This is a genomic window from Citrobacter sp. TBCS-15 (assembly GCF_005280815.1).
GTDB classification, from domain to species: domain Bacteria; phylum Pseudomonadota; class Gammaproteobacteria; order Enterobacterales; family Enterobacteriaceae; genus Citrobacter; species Citrobacter werkmanii.
This window is the reverse complement of record NZ_SZWK01000251.1, coordinates 52,473-72,001: the sequence shown is the minus strand read 5'-3', so window position 1 is coordinate 72,001 and position 19,529 is coordinate 52,473. Positions and strand designations below refer to the sequence as shown.

General features: G+C 53.0%; 20 protein-coding genes. 15 read left to right on the top strand and 5 right to left on the bottom strand.

Translation table 11 applies throughout. From position 1 onward, the window contains the following. Positions 1-88 precede the first annotated feature (88 nt). The 4 genes from hslO to igaA form a co-directional block, all read right to left on the bottom strand. Positions 89-967: an Hsp33 family molecular chaperone HslO gene (hslO, locus tag FDW96_RS13255; protein ID WP_016157640.1), complete on the bottom strand. Its 879-nt coding sequence runs from the start codon at positions 965-967 to the stop codon at positions 89-91. A 24-nt stretch (positions 968-991) separates the two neighbouring features. Continuing rightward, entirely contained in the window at positions 992-1,393 is a 402-nt protein-coding gene (hslR, locus tag FDW96_RS13250) for a ribosome-associated heat shock protein Hsp15 (protein ID WP_003837900.1), read from the bottom strand. 10 nt (positions 1,394-1,403) lie between these two features. Continuing rightward, a complete protein-coding gene (gene yrfG, locus FDW96_RS13245; protein ID WP_042311923.1) occupies positions 1,404-2,072 on the bottom strand; it encodes a GMP/IMP nucleotidase in 669 nt (222 codons plus the stop codon). A gap of 62 nt (positions 2,073-2,134) precedes the next feature. After that, positions 2,135-4,270, bottom strand: coding sequence for an intracellular growth attenuator protein IgaA (igaA, locus tag FDW96_RS13240; protein WP_079225881.1), 2,136 nt, complete (start codon positions 4,268-4,270; stop codon positions 2,135-2,137). Positions 4,271-4,592: 322 nt separating this feature from the next. On the opposite strand from igaA, the gene nudE reads away from it, so the two are divergent. Continuing rightward, complete coding sequence (gene nudE / locus FDW96_RS13235; RefSeq protein WP_038634868.1) at positions 4,593-5,153, top strand: ADP compounds hydrolase NudE; 561 nt, start codon at positions 4,593-4,595, stop codon at positions 5,151-5,153. A 56-nt stretch (positions 5,154-5,209) separates the two neighbouring features. Here the strand turns inward: nudE and mrcA are convergent, their stop codons facing one another. Next, positions 5,210-7,762, bottom strand: a complete 2,553-nt coding sequence (mrcA, locus tag FDW96_RS13230) for a peptidoglycan glycosyltransferase/peptidoglycan DD-transpeptidase MrcA (protein ID WP_042311928.1) — start codon at positions 7,760-7,762, stop codon at positions 5,210-5,212. 120 nt (positions 7,763-7,882) lie between these two features. Between mrcA and FDW96_RS13225 the strand changes: the two genes are divergently transcribed. The 14 genes from FDW96_RS13225 (at position 7,883) to FDW96_RS13160 (ending at position 19,504) form a co-directional block, all read left to right on the top strand. Beyond that, positions 7,883-8,662 carry a DNA utilization protein HofM gene (locus tag FDW96_RS13225; RefSeq protein ID WP_137365808.1) on the top strand — a complete coding sequence of 260 codons (780 nt, stop codon included), beginning with the start codon at positions 7,883-7,885 and terminating at the stop codon, positions 8,660-8,662. After that, entirely contained in the window at positions 8,662-9,201 is a 540-nt protein-coding gene (locus FDW96_RS13220; protein WP_137365807.1) for a PilN domain-containing protein, read from the top strand. Before FDW96_RS13225 ends, FDW96_RS13220 begins: the two co-directional genes overlap by 1 nt. Beyond that, positions 9,185-9,640 carry a hypothetical protein gene (locus tag FDW96_RS13215; RefSeq protein WP_079225882.1) on the top strand — a complete coding sequence of 152 codons (456 nt, stop codon included), beginning with the start codon at positions 9,185-9,187 and terminating at the stop codon, positions 9,638-9,640. Before FDW96_RS13220 ends, FDW96_RS13215 begins: the two co-directional genes overlap by 17 nt. Continuing rightward, positions 9,630-10,043 carry a HofP DNA utilization family protein gene (locus tag FDW96_RS13210; protein ID WP_061381002.1) on the top strand — a complete coding sequence of 138 codons (414 nt, stop codon included), beginning with the start codon at positions 9,630-9,632 and terminating at the stop codon, positions 10,041-10,043. Before FDW96_RS13215 ends, FDW96_RS13210 begins: the two co-directional genes overlap by 11 nt. Continuing rightward, positions 9,958-11,193 carry a DNA uptake porin HofQ gene (hofQ, locus tag FDW96_RS13205; RefSeq protein ID WP_170974715.1) on the top strand — a complete coding sequence of 412 codons (1,236 nt, stop codon included), beginning with the start codon at positions 9,958-9,960 and terminating at the stop codon, positions 11,191-11,193. Before FDW96_RS13210 ends, hofQ begins: the two co-directional genes overlap by 86 nt. A 405-nt stretch (positions 11,194-11,598) precedes the next feature. Then, positions 11,599-12,120 carry a shikimate kinase AroK gene (gene aroK / locus FDW96_RS13200; RefSeq protein ID WP_003023552.1) on the top strand — a complete coding sequence of 174 codons (522 nt, stop codon included), beginning with the start codon at positions 11,599-11,601 and terminating at the stop codon, positions 12,118-12,120. A 57-nt stretch (positions 12,121-12,177) separates the two neighbouring features. Next, positions 12,178-13,266: a 3-dehydroquinate synthase gene (aroB, locus tag FDW96_RS13195; protein ID WP_061381003.1), complete on the top strand. Its 1,089-nt coding sequence runs from the start codon at positions 12,178-12,180 to the stop codon at positions 13,264-13,266. A 96-nt stretch (positions 13,267-13,362) separates the two neighbouring features. Next, positions 13,363-14,658: a cell division protein DamX gene (damX, locus tag FDW96_RS13190; protein WP_042311943.1), complete on the top strand. Its 1,296-nt coding sequence runs from the start codon at positions 13,363-13,365 to the stop codon at positions 14,656-14,658. A 117-nt stretch (positions 14,659-14,775) separates the two neighbouring features. Then, on the top strand, positions 14,776-15,612 hold the full coding sequence (gene dam, locus FDW96_RS13185) for an adenine-specific DNA-methyltransferase (protein WP_042311945.1): 837 nt from the start codon (positions 14,776-14,778) through the stop codon (positions 15,610-15,612). Positions 15,613-15,629: 17 nt separating this feature from the next. Further along, complete coding sequence (rpe, locus tag FDW96_RS13180) at positions 15,630-16,307, top strand: ribulose-phosphate 3-epimerase (RefSeq protein ID WP_003023561.1); 678 nt, start codon at positions 15,630-15,632, stop codon at positions 16,305-16,307. Further along, a complete protein-coding gene (gph, locus tag FDW96_RS13175) occupies positions 16,300-17,058 on the top strand; it encodes a phosphoglycolate phosphatase (protein ID WP_079225883.1) in 759 nt (252 codons plus the stop codon). Before rpe ends, gph begins: the two co-directional genes overlap by 8 nt. Beyond that, positions 17,051-18,055, top strand: coding sequence for a tryptophan--tRNA ligase (gene trpS, locus FDW96_RS13170; protein WP_042311949.1), 1,005 nt, complete (start codon positions 17,051-17,053; stop codon positions 18,053-18,055). Before gph ends, trpS begins: the two co-directional genes overlap by 8 nt. Positions 18,056-18,220: 165 nt before the next feature. Then, positions 18,221-19,126 carry a GntR family transcriptional regulator YhfZ gene (yhfZ, locus tag FDW96_RS13165; protein WP_042311951.1) on the top strand — a complete coding sequence of 302 codons (906 nt, stop codon included), beginning with the start codon at positions 18,221-18,223 and terminating at the stop codon, positions 19,124-19,126. Positions 19,127-19,141: 15 nt separating this feature from the next. Continuing rightward, on the top strand, positions 19,142-19,504 hold the full coding sequence (locus FDW96_RS13160) for a hypothetical protein (RefSeq protein WP_061381007.1): 363 nt from the start codon (positions 19,142-19,144) through the stop codon (positions 19,502-19,504). Positions 19,505-19,529: the final 25 nt, after the last annotated feature.

The window sequence follows — 19,529 nt, the reverse complement described above, 5'->3', positions numbered from 1 at the left end:
GCGTTTTGCCGGATGGCGACGCGAACGCCTTATCCGGCCTACAATAGTTTTCCGTAGGCCAGATAAGCGCCATCACGCAAGACGGTGATTAATGTACCTGTGGGTCTGCCGGGGACGCGTTGCTGCGGATCTCAGCAATGTCCATGGCGTTAAACAGATAGTGGCTACCGCAGTAATCGCAGTGCATATCGATCTCGCCTTCTTCCGCCAGAATGCTGTCCACTTCTTCGTCCGGCAGCGTTTTCAGTGCGCCTGCGCAGCGTTCGCGTGAACAGGTGCATTTGAACTCAACGTCCTGCGGATCGTAGAGAGTGACTTCCTCTTCGTGGTACAAACGCCACAGCACTTCGTTGGCTGGCAGCGTCAACAGCTCTTCGGTTTTGATGGTTTCGGTCAAAGCGGTGAGGTGATCGAAATCATCTGCCTGCGCGTTTTGCGCCGGCATCACCTGCAGCAGCATCCCACCAGCGGCGGGTTTGCCATCGACGTCGCCAGTTCGGATAAACAGACGAGTCGGTAGCTGTTCAGAACGCATGAAGTAATCTTCCAGACAGGCGGCCAGCGTGTCGCCTTCCAGACCGACCACCCCCTGATAACGCTCGCCTTCTTCCGGCGTAATGGTGATCACCAGGTAGCCGTTACCTACCAGCGTTTTCAGATCCGCGCCTTCAGGAATATCACCCTGCATGCGGGCCACGCCACGCATCTGCTGGTTGTTATTGCCGTTGATGACGGCCAGGCTCAGCGGACCATCGCCCTGCAACTGAACGGTGATATCACCAGCAAACTTCAGCGTAGCGGTGAGCAGGCTGGTGGCAACCAGTAGTTCAGCCAGCACGTTTTTGACCGGCTGCGGGTAAGTATGGTTTTCGAGGATCTGTTGCAGGGTTTCCGAAACGGTCACCAGCTCGCCGCGCACGGCAAAGTTTTCAAACAGATAACGATGTAATTGGTCATGTTGCGGCATAATCATCTCTCTTGCAGGTGACAGTCACTCGCTGTCGCCGTGTTTAAATCGTAACAGGTCGCGGCGTTCTTTCTTGTCCGGTCGTCTGTCCGGGTGCGGCATGGTTAACGCGTTAAGTTTACGCGCCAGCGCCATTTTTTCGCGTTTTTCCACGCTTTCCGCGGTTTCTTCATACAGCGTAACGGCTTCTGTGGCCGGGCGACGCTGCTCGGTAATGGCCTTGATAATGACCGTTCGCTCGTCATTTCCCTGGCGCAGGGTGAGGGTGGCGTTCAGCTCGACAATTTTGCTCGGCTTACTGCGCTGGCCGTTGTAATGCACCTTACCGCCTTCAACCATTTCGCGGGCCAGCGCACGCGTTTTATAAAAGCGCGCAGCCCATAGCCATTTATCCAGCCTGACTTCAGCAGAGGGCTTTTCTTTCATGGCGTCTCCTTCACATCAGTGAGGGGATCAGTCGGCGGTAGTCATTCAATGACGGATGGCGTGCGTACTGTTTTTCCGCAATACCTGAGTCGGGATTGGTTACGCCGAGGCAGTAACGAATGCCGAACAGAGCAGCAGCGTCGAGAATGGGTTCGCTATCGTCAATAAACAGCGTCTTCTCTGCACTCATTCCCGTTTCTTCAGCCACAGCGTGCCATAACCGCTGATCCTCTTTGGGATAACCAAATGTGTGGGTGGAAAGTAATAAATCAAGGTGCGAGGCCAGACCGGTATGCTCTAGTTTTACCGCGAGATTATGCGGATGTGCGTTGGTGAGCAAAATACGGCGTTTGCCGCTGGCTTTCAAAGCATCAAGAAACGGTACGGTATCTTCACGCAAAACGGCGCGTGGTCCTTGTTCCGTTGTCATGGCGCAAATATCCAGATCCAGGCACTCGCTCCAGTAATCCAGGCAGTACCAGTTTAGCGTATGCTGCACGGCATGATACTGCTGGCGAATATAGTCCTGGGCTTCCTGGGGAGAGATGCCCTGCTTCGCGCCGTAGGTTTCCGGCACCAGTTTTTGCCAGAAATAATTGTCGAATGCCAGATCGAGTAGCGTGCCGTCCATATCCAGCAACACGGTGTCGACATCCTGCCAGGCAATATTGATATGCATGGAAACTCCCCAGAAGAAAACATGATGCGCGACAGGGTAGCATATCCTGGCGCGCGAGCGTGTTATCGAATCAGGCTTTCCGGGTCGTCAATCAGCGTTGGGTTGAGGCAACTTTCGTAGTAGCTCTGAATTTCCGCGATGCGCGAACGATGGCGCTGGTAGCGTCTGAATGCCTGAACGCTGTTATAGATAGTGCATCCGAGCATGGAGAGCATCAGCAGCGTCGTGCCAAGGTAGCGCCATAATCCTGAACGATCCGGGATTCGGTGCAGGCCAATGTGCTGAGTACCGTTGGCGTCGGTAGAGATATTGGTGACAATCCCCTCCGCGCGAAATGGTGTTTGCATTAGCATCTGAGCCAGACGCTGGAAGGCGTTCCACTGTTCTTGCGGCGGGTAGTCATACAGAGAGGTCGACGGCCAGGGCTGATCCACCAGATCGCTGCCTTCGTCGCTGATAATCAAAAAACCGCCAGGGGCAGGGCTATTCAGCGCCTGGGCCGCACGCGCTGTCTCGCGTGCAATAAACGGCGCCGTAGAGGTATTCACCAGATTATCCAGCGACTCTGCGCTTACTGGACGCAACAATACGTTTACGCCATCCAGTTTTCCGGCGTTAGCGCGTTTCACCAGCGCAGCCCAGTCTTTACTGTTACCGAGGTTAACTAGCGCATTTTTTAAGCGTACGCATTCATCTTTGGCTGCGCACAAATCGGCTGTTTTCAGGACAATTTCACCAAAATCGTCCAGTAACACCATGCCGGACTTTTGGATTGCCGAACGTAACGACGCGCTGACGCGGGAATCATCATCCGGTTTGGGGTGCAACTGGCGGTTTACGGCCTGCGTGAGCGCGGTGGCTTTATTCACCAGATCGGATTCAGGAAGCGGTAGCGCGCGCGCGTCATTCCAGATAATTTGCGTGCAATCAAAAGGCATGAACGGCGTGGCGGGCTGTGTATTCCAGCTCCCTTGGGTATGAATGTTACACATACCTGTGCCGCTCAGGTGTAGCGTGTCCCCCACGCGGACGCCCGCGTTCTCAAGCTGTTTCACGCTGGTGGCTTCGATAGTCTGTGCACCTTTCATCCACGAAAGCGTGAATTTTATCGGCATATCTAACGGGATCCAGAACAGTAGCATCAGCAGCACCAGCAGCGAACCGCCTGCGATAACGGCATTGCGTAGCCAGTGTTGCAACGGGAAATTTTTAACTTCGTCGTGCAGGGATAAAAAACGCCCCTGGCGAACAACGTGGCGATCGAGATAAATATCGATATCCGTTTGCTGACCGAGATCCTGCGCAATGTATGGCTGCCAGTGAGGGGGGTAGATCAGATCAATAATACCCAGAGAGATATTGTTAATTTGCTCCTGGTCGTTCTCGCCAAACAATCCCCAGCGACGCGGTGTCCCGCGCAGACAATGAATTTCTCGCAGGGCGGTTTTAGATGGCGGAGCGAACAGCCCCCACAGACCTGCACCCAGCAACAGCACCGCGCCACCGACTGCCCACGGCACAAACGTATCCGGGATGATTAAACATAAAAAGAACAGCAGGAACGATGCGGCGATCAGTAACGCTTCGCGTAATCCAGAAGGGCGGCTGAGCGCATATTCTTCATGGGTTTCCTGACGAATATTCAGTAGTTCGATTTGTTCGCTTTCTTCACCGCGAATGGACGCCTGGGTAGAGGCGGTATGCTGCAACGCATAGCCACGCGCTTCCTGCATATATTCCTGCAGCGTGTGGCCGTTTAGCGAAATAACCAGCGGCAACGTATTGGTGTGGATCAGCTCAACGCTGTTTTCGTCATTGATGTATTGTTCCCAAAAAGGCGGCAAATGCACCTCAACGGAATCAAGATAATAGCGCCATTTGTTAGGATCGTCGGTGGTAATGCCGTAACGTGTAATCGCGTGCGTAAGCACAATGACGCTGTTACTTTGGGCATTCAGCGTTAACGATACCGGCGCAGAGCTGGCGCCCGTTGGACCTGGTACTTGCTGAATTTGACTCAGGTTTTCGAGATAGTTTTCGACAGCGCTGCGTTCTTCAGGCGTAAGTTTACGCTTCGCGGCGTCTGAAAAGACGTTGCTCAAGGGTAAATTTTTCCGTCTGGATTTCGTTCTGAGTCGCCACCCTGCAAGCAATGAGCAGGCCAGCAAAGCAGCTAAAAAAATCAGAATGGTGCTCATGCTTTCCCCATCTTACTTAGTCTGTCAGGCGTGGTCAGTCGCACCCTGTTCAATATTCGTGATTCTTTAGTTGGCTATCGGCAAGTGTGGAGTTGAACTTGAGCATCTTAAAGCGCAGCCCAGTAAATGCGAATCATAGCAAAATCACTAAAAATGGAATATCAGCAAATTCCTGGAGTTATTTCAACCTATTGACTTTTAATTTGAAATAGGGATTAACTTTTAGTACGTTACATAAATGTAAATAAACGGCAATTCACGTTGCCGAAACCGTGCGGTATATCGCACAATGACCCCAGATTTCACAGCAAAGATCCTCACAATGAGCAAATCATTACAAAAACCCACGATTTTGAAAGTGGAAACCGTCGCCCAATCCCGGCTGTTTAAGGTCGAAAGCGTGGACCTTGAGTTCAGCAATGGCGTACGCCGCGTTTATGAACGTATGCGGCCCTCCACGCGTGAAGCAGTAATGATTGTGCCGATTGTGGATGACCACCTGATCCTTATCCGCGAATACGCGGTCGGGACCGAGTCCTACGAACTGGGTTTTTCCAAAGGATTAATTGATCCCGGTGAAAGCGTATTTGAGGCGGCGAATCGGGAACTGAAAGAAGAGGTGGGATTTGGCGCGAAAGATCTGACTTTTTTGAAGAAACTCAGCATGGCGCCATCTTATTTCTCCAGCAAGATGAACATTGTGGTGGCAGAGGATCTTTATCCTGAATCGCTGGAAGGGGATGAACCTGAGCCATTACCGCAGGTACGCTGGCCACTCGCGCATATGATGGATTTGCTGGAGGATCCTGATTTCCACGAAGCTCGCAATGTGAGCGCGTTGTTCCTCGTACGCGAATGGCTGAAAGGGCAGGGCCGGCTTTAATATCTATCCCACTAAATACACAAACAATAAAAAAGGCGCCGAAGCGCCTTTTTTGATCAGAACAGTTCGTGTGTCTCACCATTATCGATAATGGTTGTCCCTACCTCGTGTACCGCCTGCTGCGTTGGCTGAGTACCTTCAATGAAATACTCTGCACGGCTGTTACCGCCGCTCGCCAGTTGACCGGTACTGCGATCGATATTGACTGTCACAATACCCGGCGGCGGCGTCAACGGCTGCTCAGGCACTCCTTCCAGCACGGATTTCATGTAAGCATCCCACGCAGGCTGTGCGCTCTTCGCGCCGCCTTCATAGCCGGAGATTTGATCTTTGATCGCCCCGGAAGCTGTCGTGTGACCCAGATTGCGGCGATGATCATCAAAGCCGATCCATACTGACGTCACTACGCCTGGCCCGTAACCGGAGAACCATGCATCTTTCGAACTGTTGGTGGTCCCGGTTTTCCCGCCGATATCATGACGCTGTAAATCGCGACCGGCACGCCAACCAGTTCCCATCCAGCCTGGTTCACCAAAGATATTGGTGTTCAGCGCGCTTTTAATCAGGAAGGCCAGCGGCGTGTTGATCACGTGCGGAGCGTACTCCTGCGTTCCACTTTGCGCGACCAACGCCTGATTCGCCTGCTCAAGCTGCGGCATAGGCACGGCGGCATTCTGCTGTTCCTGCGAGACAGCGACATCTTCTACATTGCTGTTTTCCAGCACGTTAGATTTCTGGGTATCGCCATAAATCACCGGGATATCACAATCCGGGCAGGCAATTTTTGGCTTCGCTTCGAAGATAACGCCGCCCATATCGCTTTCGATCTTACTGATGAAATACGGATCGACCAGGAAACCTCCGTTCGCCATCACCGCGTAACCGCGCGCCACCTGCATTGGCGTGAACGAGGCGGAACCCAGCGCCAGCGACTCGGTGTGCACAATGTTCTGTGCCGGGAAGCCGAAACGTTGCAGATACTCTGCCGCGTAATCCACGCCCATGGCGCGCATGGCACGGACCATCACCACGTTTTTCGACTGGCCCAGACCCTGACGTAAACGGATAGGACCAGCATACTGCGGCGGTGAGTTCTTCGGCTGCCAGTCGGAACCGGCACCGGCATCCCAGCGGGAGATCGGCACGTCGTTGAGCATACTCGCCAGCGTCAGACCTTTATCCATCGCGGCGGTATAGAGGAATGGTTTGATGTTGGAACCCACCTGGCGTAGCGCCTGGGTTGCACGGTTAAACTTGCTCTGGTTGAAGTCAAAACCACCCACCAACGCCAGCACCGCGCCGTTTTGCGGATTAATAGAAACCAGGGCGGAGTTAACGTCCGGCACTTGCGCCAGCCACCAGGCATCGCCAACCTGGCGTACCCAGATTTGCTGACCGGCCTGTACCACATCTGTCACTTTACGCGGTGTCGGACCTTGCTGGGTATCCGAGCGGTAAGGACGCGCCCAGCGCATGCCATCCATCCGTAATGACACTGACGTACCATCCGCCAGCGCGGCAATGGCTTCCTGCGGATTGGCGCTGGTGACAACCGCCGGCAACAGTGGCCCATATGTTGGCAGCGCTTTCAGCGTATCGGTAATTTTTTTGCTGTCCCAACTGCCTTCGCCCACTTTCCACAGCACGTTTGACGGGCCGCGGTAGCCGTGGCGCATGTCGTAATCCATCACGTTGTTACGTACTGCCTGCTGAGCCGCCTGCTGCACTTTGCGCGTAATGGTGGTGGTGATGCGATACCCGTCTTCATAGGCTTTCTCGCCATAGCGGTTATACATCTCCTGGCGCACCATCTCAGACAGATACGGCGCAGAGAAGGCGATTTCCGGCGCGTGGTAGTTGGCGTCAATGGCTTCATTACGCGCCTGATCGTACTGGGCCTGCGTAATGTAGTTTTCACTCAGCATACGCGACAGCACGACGTTACGTCGCGCGGTGGCCCGGTCCATCGAATAGAGAGGGTTGAAGGTTGACGGCGCTTTTGGCAGACCGGCAATCACTGCAATCTCACTTAAGCTGAGCTGATCGACCGTCTTACCGAAATAGACCTGTGCGGCAGCACCCACGCCATAGGCGCGATACCCCAGGTAGATCTTGTTCAGATACAGCTCGAGGATCTCATCTTTACTCAACAATTGTTCAATGCGGATCGCCAGAAACACTTCTTTGATCTTACGCATCAGCGTACGTTCCGGGCTCAGGAAGAAGTTTCTCGCCAACTGCTGGGTAATAGTACTCGCCCCTTGTGAAGCGTGACCGGAGAACAATGCGACGCTGGCTGCACGGAAGATTCCCACCGGGTCTACCCCGTGGTGCTCATAAAAGCGGCTGTCTTCTGTGGCGATAAAAGCTTTGACCATCACTGGCGGCATCTGATCCAGCGTGACCGGGATTCGACGTTTCTCGCCATATTGCGCGATCAGCTCGCCGTCAGCGCTGTAAACCTGCATCGGGATCTGTAAACGCACATCTTTGAGCGTCGCGACGTCAGGTAATTGCGGCTCAATATAGCGATAGAGGCCATAAATCGAGCCTGCTCCCAGCAGGATGCAACATACTGCAAGGATTAATAAATACTTTACGAACTTCACTGGAGATTTCCCATTTAGTGGCATTTGGGCAGTTTATAAACAAACGCGCGGTAGTATAAAGGCAAGCCAGACGCATTGATATACCCGTTAAAGCAACGGGTGATAAGGAGATCATCAGCAATGGCTTTCAATATCTGGAAAATTGGTCTGCATATTCAGCAACATGAAGCGCTGGCTGCCGCTGTCGTTCGCGACGCGACCGGTTGGTTTCTACAGCGCTGGTGGCGTATGCCGCTGGCACCTCAGGCTATCGTTGATGGCCACATTCGCGAGCCTGAACAGCTTGTCGCAACGCTACTGCCGTGGAGCCGTGAGCTTCCTCGCCGACATCATATTCATCTCTCCTTTCCCGCCAATAGGACGTTACAAAAAAAGTTTCCTCGCCCGGCAATATCCTTGCGCGAGCCAGAGCAAACCGCATGGTTGTCCGGTTCGATGGCGCGTGAACTGGATATGTCGCCGGATGCGCTGCATTTTGATTATAGCGAAGACACGTTGAGCCCGGCGTTTAACGTCACCGCCGCTCAAAGCAAAGAGATTTCAACGCTGCTGACGTTAATACAAACGCTGAAAGTACAGGTTAAAGCGATTACGCCGGACGCCAGCGCCTTACAACGATTTATTCCTTATTTACCCGAAGATCAACAGTGTCTGGTATGGCGTGATGATACCCAGTGGCTATGGGCGACCCGCTCGTCATGGGGGCGAAAATTGACGAGCGATATTAGCCGTCTCGACGAACTCGCCGCGACGTTATCTCTTTCCCCGGCAGCCATTGCGCTATGCGACCCCAGCGGATTCGATCCTTTAAATGTCGTGTCCGTTCGCCAGCCGCCAATTCCACCGCAAAGTCACCGCTTTGCCATTGCATTGGGACTGGCTATGGGAGGAACGTATTGATGATAGCGACCATCAATCTTCTGCCCTGGCGTCAGACACGGCGGTATGCCTGTTTGCGCTTCTGGGGTGTCTTCTTTAGCGCTTCGCTACTATTGAGCATTGGCGTGACGTTAATCTATTACAGTGTTTTTAGCATGGAAAACCGGGTCGAACTCCTGCTGGTAGAGGCTGAAAATAAGCGGATAGCGGCGCTGACGGCGCTAAAGCCTCGTTTGCAGCAGCGTCTGCAACAATGGCAACAGGTACAAGCGCGAAACAAACAGCGTGACCAGACCCAAAGCTGGCAACAGATTCTGCAACAGCTGGCGGAATTACTCCCGGAACAGGCGTGGTTAACCAAAATGACCTGGCAGCAAGGGACGCTGGAGCTGACCGGAAATACGTTGAGCTTTGCCGCCCTTAAGTCACTGGAAACGCAATTACGCCAACAGCCGTGGTTTGCGTTAAATCGCCCCGGCGAAACGCAGCAGGATGCCCAAGGGCGCTGGCAATTCCACTATCGTCTGACGCGGAGTGACACGCATGATAACGCTCTGTGATGCCTGGCTGGCGCAGTCGCCGCGCTTTCGATTTATGTGCGCATGCGGCTGGATTTTAGGGCTGCTCATGATAGTAGCGCTATGTCTTTACCCCGCCGCCAGGCAGCGGGGTATGCAACAACAGGCGCTGAACCAGCAGCGTGCCGCCATTCAGACGCAATGGCGAAACGTGTATTTGCTGGCATCATCGCCAGGAGAGTCTGAAGAAACGTTTACTCCGTTTTCCCCGCTGCTGTTTCAGACCCCCCTTGCACGTCTTGTTCACTGGCAACCCACCATTAAGGGCGGGGAGATGACGCTGAGGCCAGCGTGGGATGCTATCCCGCCGATGTTTGCCCAACTGGCGGAACAAGGGATGAACGTCAGCCGGTTTTCTCTCAGTGTAGAAGGCGCTGAACTGCTGTTAACGCTACAGCTGGAACATCTGAATGACGGTTGAACGCTGGCTGTTGGCGTGCATTAGCGTGCTGATCCTGACCGGTATGCGCAATCCCTTCTTACCGCCGGAAGATCCTTGCCAGATAGCCGAGCTGTCGACGTGGCGCTATCAGGGCATGGTGAGCGTGGGTGAGCGACCGATCGGCATCGTGCAGGATGGGCAGCACAAATGGCGGCGAGTTGAGCGAAACGACGTCCTGAAAAACGGCTGGACGATTTCGCAGATAACGGCTGAAAGCTTAACTCTCAACACAGAGAAAAGCTGCGAGCCTGCTCAATGGCAGTGGCAACGACAGGGAGCGATAAATGAATCGATGGATGAGATGGATAGCCATGATGCTGCTGGTCGTGGTGCCCGGCGAGCTGGCGGGAAAACCGCAAAACGTAACGCTGGTGGTGGATGATGTGCCTGTTGTGCAGGTTTTGCAGGCCCTGGCGGAACAAGAAAAGAAAAACCTGGTGGTTTCACCGGATGTTGGCGGGGTGCTGTCACTTCATCTGACCGATGTGCCCTGGAAGCAGGCATTGCAAACGGTCGTGAAAAGCGCCGGATTGGTGCTACGTCAGGAGGGCAACATTCTGCATGTGCATTCTGTGCAATGGCAGAGTGAAAATGCGGCCCGCCAGGAAAATGAACAGGCGCGGATTCAGGCCAGCCTGCCTTTGGAACAACGCAACATCATTTTGCAATACGCTGACGCCGCCGAGTTGGCAAAAGCTGGAGAGAAGCTGCTGAGCGCCAAAGGCAGCATGACGGTGGATAAACGAACCAACCGCTTACTGCTGCGTGATAATAGCGTGGTGCTTAACGCGCTGGAAAAATGGGTGGCGCAAATGGATCTACCCGTTGAACAGGTCGAACTGGCGGCGCATATCGTCACGATTAATGAAAAAAGTTTGCGCGAGCTGGGGGTTAAATGGTCGCTGGCTGAAGCGCAACAACCGGGGGCGGTGGGGAATGTCACCACGCTTGCCAGCGATCTTTCGGTGCCCGCGGCGACATCCCGTGTGGGATTTAATATTGGTCGTATTAACGGTCGGTTACTGGAACTGGAGTTGTCGGCACTGGAGCAAAAACAGCAGCTTGATATCATCGCCAGCCCGCGATTACTGGCTTCTCATCTGCAACCTGCCAGTATTAAGCAGGGCAGCGAGATCCCGTATCAGGTCTCCAGCGGAGAAAGCGGGGCGACATCCGTCGAGTTTAAAGAAGCGGTCCTGGGGATGGAGGTTACGCCCACTGTTTTGCAGAAAGGTCGAATCAGGTTGAAACTGCATATTAGCCAGAATGTTCCCGGGCAGGTGCTACAACAAGCTGATGGTGAAGTTCTGGCTATCGATAAGCAGGAAATTGAAACACAGGTTGAGGTAAAAAGCGGAGAGACGATCGCGTTGGGCGGCATTTTTTCACATAAAAATAAATCTGCGGCTGACAGCGTACCGTTGTTAGGCGACATCCCCTGGCTTGGCTCTCTTTTTCGTCACGATGGAAAAGAAGATGAACGTCGGGAGTTAGTGGTCTTTATTACGCCCAGACTGGTGTCAACGGAATAACTTATGCATGAAAAACCGTTGTTTTTGCACTGAACACGTTTCAGGGATTTGACGTGGGGGTGTATTTAGCATACAAGGAGTACCGATTTGAGCGTCGGTACTTTTCTTTACTTGTGCGGCAATGAATACGCTTTGCCTTTCTGGTGGTGTGTCATAGGCTTATTTAGCCGTCATTTGACTGCGCGATACGTCGCCAGGTCTGATGTTTGCAGGGCTGCATGCCTGTCACGACCAGAAATGCGTAGGGTTTGGTGATTTATTCAGTTGCCAAACCCGCTTGAGTATTGAGATAATTTTCAGTCTGACTCTCGCAATATCTTATGAGGTTTCAGTTCATGTCCTGCTGCGCTGGGTGTCTGCGAAGCGGGTTTACCATTAACGAATAGTCTTAGTAGTACCGAAAAAATGGCAGAGAAACGCAATATCTTTCTGGTTGGGCCTATGGGTGCCGGAAAAAGCACTATTGGGCGGCAGTTAGCTCAACAACTCAATATGGAATTTTACGATTCTGATCAAGAGATTGAGAAACGAACCGGAGCTGATGTGGGCTGGGTCTTCGATGTAGAAGGTGAAGACGGCTTCCGTGATCGCGAAGAAAAAGTCATCAACGAGTTGACGGAAAAACAGGGTATTGTGCTGGCAACTGGCGGTGGCTCTGTAAAATCACGTGAAACACGTAACCGTCTCTCCGCGCGTGGCGTCGTGGTCTATCTTGAAACGACAATTGAAAAACAACTTGCGCGTACTCAACGTGACAAGAAACGCCCGCTGCTGCAGGTAGAATCACCGCCTCGTGAAGTTCTGGAAGCGTTGGCTGACGAACGCAATCCTCTGTACGAAGAGATTGCAGACGTGACCATTCGCACTGACGATCAGAGCGCAAAAGTCGTAGCAAACCAGATTATTCACATGTTGGAAAGCAACTAATTCTGGCCGAATACACACTCGTCTGCGGGTACAAGTAACTAAGGTGGATGTCGCGTAATGGAGAGGATCACAGTCACTCTCGGGGAACGTAGTTACCCTATCACCATCGCGGCTGGTTTGTTCAATGAGCCAGCTTCATTCTTACCGCTGAAATCGGGCGATCAGGTTATGTTGGTGACCAACGAAACCCTGGCTCCCCTGTATCTCGATAAGGTTCGCGGCGTACTTGAACAGGCGGGTGTTAACGTTGATAGCGTTATCCTTCCCGATGGCGAACAGTATAAAAGCCTGACGGTTCTGGACACGGTCTTCACCGCGTTACTGCAAAAACCGCACGGTCGTGATACCACGTTAGTCGCACTTGGCGGCGGCGTGATTGGCGATCTGACCGGTTTTGCGGCAGCCAGTTATCAGCGCGGCGTTCGTTTCATTCAAGTCCCGACAACCCTGTTGTCGCAGGTCGACTCCTCCGTTGGCGGCAAAACTGCCGTAAACCATCCCCTCGGTAAAAACATGATTGGCGCGTTTTACCAACCAGCCTCCGTGGTGGTGGATCTCGATTGCCTGAAAACGCTTCCTGCGCGTGAGCTGGCATCGGGGCTGGCGGAAGTCATCAAATACGGCATCATTCTTGACGGTGAGTTTTTCAACTGGCTGGAAGACAATCTGGACGCGTTATTGCGTCTGGACGGTCCGGCAATGGCGTACTGTATTCGCCGTTGTTGTGAGCTGAAAGCAGAAGTTGTCGCAGCAGACGAGCGCGAAATGGGCTTACGTGCTTTACTGAATCTGGGACACACGTTCGGCCATGCGATCGAAGCTGAAATGGGTTATGGCAATTGGTTACATGGTGAAGCCGTCGCAGCAGGTATGGTAATGGCTGCTCGTACGTCAGAACGTTTGGGTCAGTTTACCTCCGCGGATACGCAGCGCATTATTACGCTGCTACAGCGAGCAGGCTTACCGGTTAATGGGCCGCGTGAAATGTCTACCGAGGCTTATTTGCCGCACATGCTGCGAGATAAAAAAGTGTTAGCGGGAGAGATTCGTTTAGTGCTTCCGCGGGCAATAGGGAAGAGTGAAGTGCGCGGCGGAGTGTCGCACGAGGTGGTTCTTAACGCTATTGCTGATTGCCAGCAGGCGTAACAACAAGAAAGGTCCGACGTACGTTGCAAAACGTAGGTCTTTTAGCTTCAGGTTACGTGCAAAGTTGTAAGCATTAACCTTTGAGTGGGGTGTTAAATGGATGAATTCAAACCAGAAGACGAGCTGAAACCCGATCCCAGCGATCGTCGTACTGGTCGTTCTCGTCAATCGTCTGAACGCGATAATGAGCCGCAAATCAATTTTGATGATGTTGATCTGGATGCTGACGATCGCCGTCCTGCGCGCGCACGTAAAGAGCGTGAAGAAGAGCGGGACATCGAGGAAGACTATGAATCTGATGACGATGCGGTGGATGAAGAGCGTGTAGAACGTCGTCCGCGCAAGCGTAAGAAAGCGGTCAGTAAACCTGCCTCTCGTCAGTATATGATGATGGGTGTCGGTGTTCTGGTGCTGCTGCTTCTGATCATCGGTATTGGTTCTGCGCTGAAAGCCCCCTCATCTTCTTCCAGTGAACAGACTGCGTCTGGCGAGAAGAGCATCGATCTTTCTGGCAGCAATGCGACGGATCAGGCGAACACGAATACGCCTGCAACGGGCGCAGAGCAGACTGCGGGCAATACCCAGCAGGATGTTTCCTTGCCGCCGATTTCCTCTACCCCAACTCAAGGGCAGACGCCTGCGGCAACTGAAGGCCAGCAGCGTGTTGAAGTGCAGGGCGATCTGAACAATGCGCTGACGCAACCGCAAGGTCAGGAGCAGGTTAACAACGTTGTGGTGAACTCTACGCTGCCGACCGAACCTGCGACCGTCGCACCAGTTCGTAATGGTACTGCTGCGCGCCAGACTGCGAAAACGGAAACGGTTGAACGTCCTGCTGCTACGCACCAGGAACGTAAACAGGCCGTCATTGAGCCGAAGAGCAAACCGCAGACCACGGTGAAAGCGACGACGACAGAGCCAAAACCTGTTGCTCAGGCAAAACCAACCGCGACTGCGCCGACGACCACAACCAAAGCGCCTGTGGTAACCGCTGCGCCAAAAGCGACAGCAGAACCGAAAGCAACCGCGACGACGACACCTGCACAGACCGCAACTCCTGCGCCAACCGCGACGGCAACGCCTGTTGCTGGCGGAGCGAAAAGCACAGGGAATGTTGGCGCGTTAAAATCTGCGCCGTCCAGTCATTACACGCTGCAGCTCAGCAGTTCTTCTAACTACGACAACCTGAACGGTTGGGCGAAGAAAGAAAACCTGAAGAACTACGTGGTGTATCAGACGACGCGCAACGGTCAACCGTGGTATGTTCTGGTGACGGGTGTGTATGCGTCTAAAGAAGATGCAAAACGTGCAGTGTCTACGTTACCCGCCGACATTCAGGCGAAAAATCCGTGGGCAAAACCGCTGCACCAGGTTCAGGCCGATTTGAAGTAAGATAGGATATGTTCTGCAATGGTTTGCTGTTTCGCCCAATTGCGGGACAAAGACTAAAGCGCAGGATGCTGTCGGAGCTTTCTCCACAGCCGGAGAAGGTGTAATTAGTTAGTCAGCATGAAAAAAAATCGCGCTTTTTTGAAATGGGCAGGGGGAAAATACCCCCTGCTTGATGATATCAAACGGTATTTACCTCAGGGTGAGTGTCTGATTGAACCCTTCGTAGGGGCCGGGTCGGTGTTTCTCAACACCGACTTTTCTCGTTATATTCTTGCCGATATCAACAGCGACCTCATCAGTCTCTATAACATCGTGAAGACCCGCACCGATGAGTACGTGCAGGCTTCGCGCGAGCTGTTTATGCCAGAAACTAATCAGGCTGAGGTGTACTACCAGTTTCGGGAAGAATTTAATGCCTGCCAGGATCCATTCCGCCGCGCAGTGCTATTCCTGTATCTGAACCGCTTTGGTTACAACGGGTTGTGCCGTTATAACCTGCGCGGTGAGTTTAACGTACCGTTTGGTCGTTATAAAAAACCTTACTTCCCGGAAGCCGAGTTGTACCATTTTGCTGAAAAAGCGCAGAATGCGGAGTTCCATTGCCTCTCCTATGAAGAGTGCATGGACCGTGCGGATACCAACTCCGTAGTCTATTGTGACCCGCCTTATGCACCGCTTTCGGCGACGGCAAATTTCACCGCGTATCATACCAACAGCTTTAGTCCGAAAGAGCAGGCGCATTTGGCCGAGATGGCAGAAAAGCTGGTCAGTAAGCAGATCCCGGTGTTAATTTCGAACCATGACACGCCCGATACCCGTGAGTGGTACCGGGCAGCGAAACATTTTCAGGTCAAAGTGCGGCGCAGCATCAGCAGCAATGGCGGCACGCGTAAAAAGGTGAACGAACTGCTGGCGCTGTATAAACCAGGAGTCGCAACGCCTGCGAAAAAATAATTCTCAAGGAGAAGCGGATGAAACAGTATTTGATCGCCCCCTCAATTCTGTCGGCTGATTTTGCCCGCCTGGGTGAAGACACCGCGAGAGCGCTGACTGCCGGTGCCGATGTAGTACACTTCGACGTTATGGACAATCACTACGTACCGAACCTGACCATCGGACCGATGGTGCTGAAATCGCTGCGTAAATATGGCATCACCGCCCCGATTGATGTTCACCTGATGGTGAAACCGGTCGATCGTATTGTCCCGGACTTCGCCGCCGCTGGCGCCAGCATCATTACTTTTCATCCGGAAGCCTCCGAGCACGTTGATCGTACCTTGCAACTGATCAAAGAGCATGGCTGTAAAGCGGGCCTGGTGTTTAACCCGGCAACACCTTTGAGCTACCTGGATTACGTCATGGATAAGCTGGATGTGATCCTGCTGATGTCCGTTAACCCAGGCTTTGGTGGACAGTCTTTCATCCCGCAAACGCTGGATAAGCTGCGTGAAGTGCGTCGTCGTATTGATGAATCTGGCTATGACATCCGCCTGGAAGTTGATGGTGGCGTCAAGGTGAACAATATTGGTGAAATCGCGGCGGCGGGTGCAGATATGTTTGTTGCAGGCTCCGCTATTTTCGACCAACCAGACTACAAAAAAGTCATTGATGAAATGCGCAATGAACTGGCGAAGGTAAGCCATGGATAAGTTTCAGGATATTCGGGGCGTAGCCTTTGACCTCGACGGTACGCTGGTCGACAGCGCGCCGGGATTAGCCGCAGCGGTGGATATGGCGCTGTATGCGCTGGAATTGCCGGTTGCTGGTGAAGAACGTGTTATCACCTGGATTGGTAATGGTGCAGATGTACTGATGGAGCGCGCGCTGGCGTGGTCTCGTCAGGAGCGCGCGACATTACGTAAAACGATGGGTAAGCCCCCCGTTGATGATGATATTCCCGCCGAGGAACAGGTACGTATTTTGCGTAAGCTGTTCGACAGGTACTACGGCGATGTCGCAGAAGAGGGGACATTCCTGTTCCCTGATGTTGCCGATACGCTGGGCGCGTTGCATGCTAAAGGTTTGCCGCTGGGTCTGGTGACCAACAAACCAACCCCGTTTGTCGCGCCATTGCTCGAGGCGTTAGATATCGCCAAATACTTCAGCGTGGTCATCGGTGGTGACGACGTGCAGAATAAAAAACCACACCCGGATCCACTACTGCTGGTGGCAAGCAAGCTTGGCATTAAGCCCGAGCAAATGCTCTTCGTAGGGGATTCTCGTAATGATATTCAGGCGGCTAAGGCTGCTGGTTGTCCGTCCGTTGGTCTGACGTATGGTTACAACTATGGTGAGTCTATCGCCTTGAGCGAGCCCGATGTCATGTCCGACCGCATTAATGAACTACTGCCCGCTCTCGGGCTTCCGCATAGCGAAAATCAGGAATCGAAAAATGACTAAGCCCATCGTTTTTAGTGGCGCACAGCCCTCAGGTGAATTGACCATTGGCAACTATATGGGTGCGCTGCGTCAGTGGGTGAACATGCAGGATGACTACCATTGCATCTACTGCATCGTTGACCAACATGCCATTACCGTTCGTCAGGATGCTCAGCAACTGCGTAAAGCAACGCTGGATACGCTGGCGCTGTACCTGGCATGCGGGATCGATCCTGAAAAAAGCACCATTTTCGTTCAGTCTCACGTACCGGAACACGCACAGTTAGGCTGGGCGCTGAACTGCTACACCTATTTCGGCGAGCTGAGCCGTATGACTCAGTTCAAAGATAAATCTGCGCGTTATGCAGAAAACATCAACGCCGGTCTGTTTGATTATCCGGTACTTATGGCGGCAGACATTCTGCTGTATCAGACCAACCAGGTACCGGTTGGCGAAGATCAGAAACAGCATCTGGAACTGAGCCGCGATATCGCTCAGCGCTTCAACGCGCTGTATGGCGACATCTTCAAAGTGCCGGAGCCGTTCATTCCTAAATCCGGCGCGCGCGTGATGTCGCTGCTGGAGCCGACGAAGAAAATGTCCAAGTCGGATGACAACCGCAACAACGTGATCGGTCTGCTGGAAGATCCGAAATCTGTGGTTAAGAAAATCAAACGAGCGATGACTGACTCGGAAGAGCCGCCTGTTGTGCGTTACGACGTGAAAGAAAAAGCGGGCGTTTCTAACCTGCTGGATATCCTCTCTGCCGTCACTGGCCAGAGTATTCCGGAGCTGGAACAGCACTTCGAAGGCAAAATGTATGGTCATCTGAAAGGCGAAGTCGCAGAAGCCGTTTCCGGTATGCTGACCGAGCTTCAGGAACGTTATCACCGTTTCCGTAACGATGAAGCATTCCTGCAGAAAGTGATGAAAGAAGGTGCGGAAAAAGCCAGTGCACGCGCGTCTGTTACGCTGAAAGCCGTTTACGAAGCGATTGGTTTTGTCGCCAGGCCGTAATGTTCTCTGCGTTGTTGAAGAAACCGGGTTTCGCCCGGTTTTTTTTCGCCTGCTCGTTGGTAAATCTCAAAAAATGTGAACCGTCTCGCCGTTTGCATATTTCCCCATTGCGCTATATCTTCATTTTAATGAAGATATAAATATTCAATTTACTGAAAATATAAAATGCGTCGGACATTTATTAAGAAAGAGGGGGTTGTGCTGACAACCCTGGCCCGTTACCTGCTCGGTGAGAAGTGCGGTAACCGACTGAAAACGATAGATGAATTGGCTGCTGAGTGTCACTCATCGGTAGGATTAACCCAAGCTGCGTTGAAAACGTTGGAATCCTCGGGGGCGATCCGTATCGAGCGTCGTGGGCGAAACGGTAGCTATCTGGTGGAGATGGATAATCGTGCGCTGCTCAAGCATGTGGATATTAATAACGTCGTCTGCGCAATGCCGCTGCCCTATACCCGTTTATATGAAGGGCTGGCGAGTGGGCTAAAGGCGCAGTTCGAGGGGATCCCGTTTTATTACGCGCATATGCGCGGGGCTGATATTCGTGTGGAATGCCTGTTGAACGGCGTCTACGACATGGCGGTGGTTTCCCGGCTGGCTGCGGAAAGTTATCTCGCTCAGGATGGATTGCGCATCACGTTGGCGCTGGGACCGCATACCTACGTTGGCGAGCACCAACTGATTTGCCGCAAGGGTGAATCCGCAGCGGTAAAACGAGTCGGACTCGATAACCGCTCGGCGGATCAGAAAATCATGACCGAGGCCTGTTTTGGCGACCGCAACGTTGAATTGATCGATATGCCTTATCACGAGAGCTTGCAGCGCATTGCGAAAGGCGATGTCGATGCGGTTATCTGGAACGTGGTTGCGGAGGCTGAGCTGGCTGTACTGGGGTTAGAAGCCACGCCGCTCACCAACGATGCGCGGTTTCTTCGGGCCACAGAGGCTGTAATACTGACCCGGGCAGAGGATTATCCGATGCAGCAGCTTCTACGAGCCGTTGTGAATAAAGAGGCACTGCTTGCCCACCAACAACGTGTGGCGAACGGTGAACAGGAACCCAGCTATTAAGTAAAGGCGAACGACATGGAAAACAGGCTTAACCTGCTGTGTGAAGCGGGCGTTATCGACAAGGATATTTGTAGCGGCATGCTGCAGGTGATCAGACGGCTGGATGAAGAGTGGCGTTTGCCGGTTCATAGCGAGCAAGGGATTATGGCGATGACCCATATGGCGAGCGCGTTGATGCGCAGCCGCCAGGGCGAAGTGATTGAAGCGCTGGACGGTGAGATTTTGGCGGAGATGGCGCAATCACCTCTCTGGCCAACTATTTTGCTGGTTCATCAGGCGCTGCTGAAAGAGTTTACGGTGACGCCGCACGCTAATGAGGAAGGTTACATGCTGGCGAACCTGTATGGATTGTGGATGGCGGCGAACGAAGGCGTCTGAAATCAATGAAGAATTAGCTTAGCGC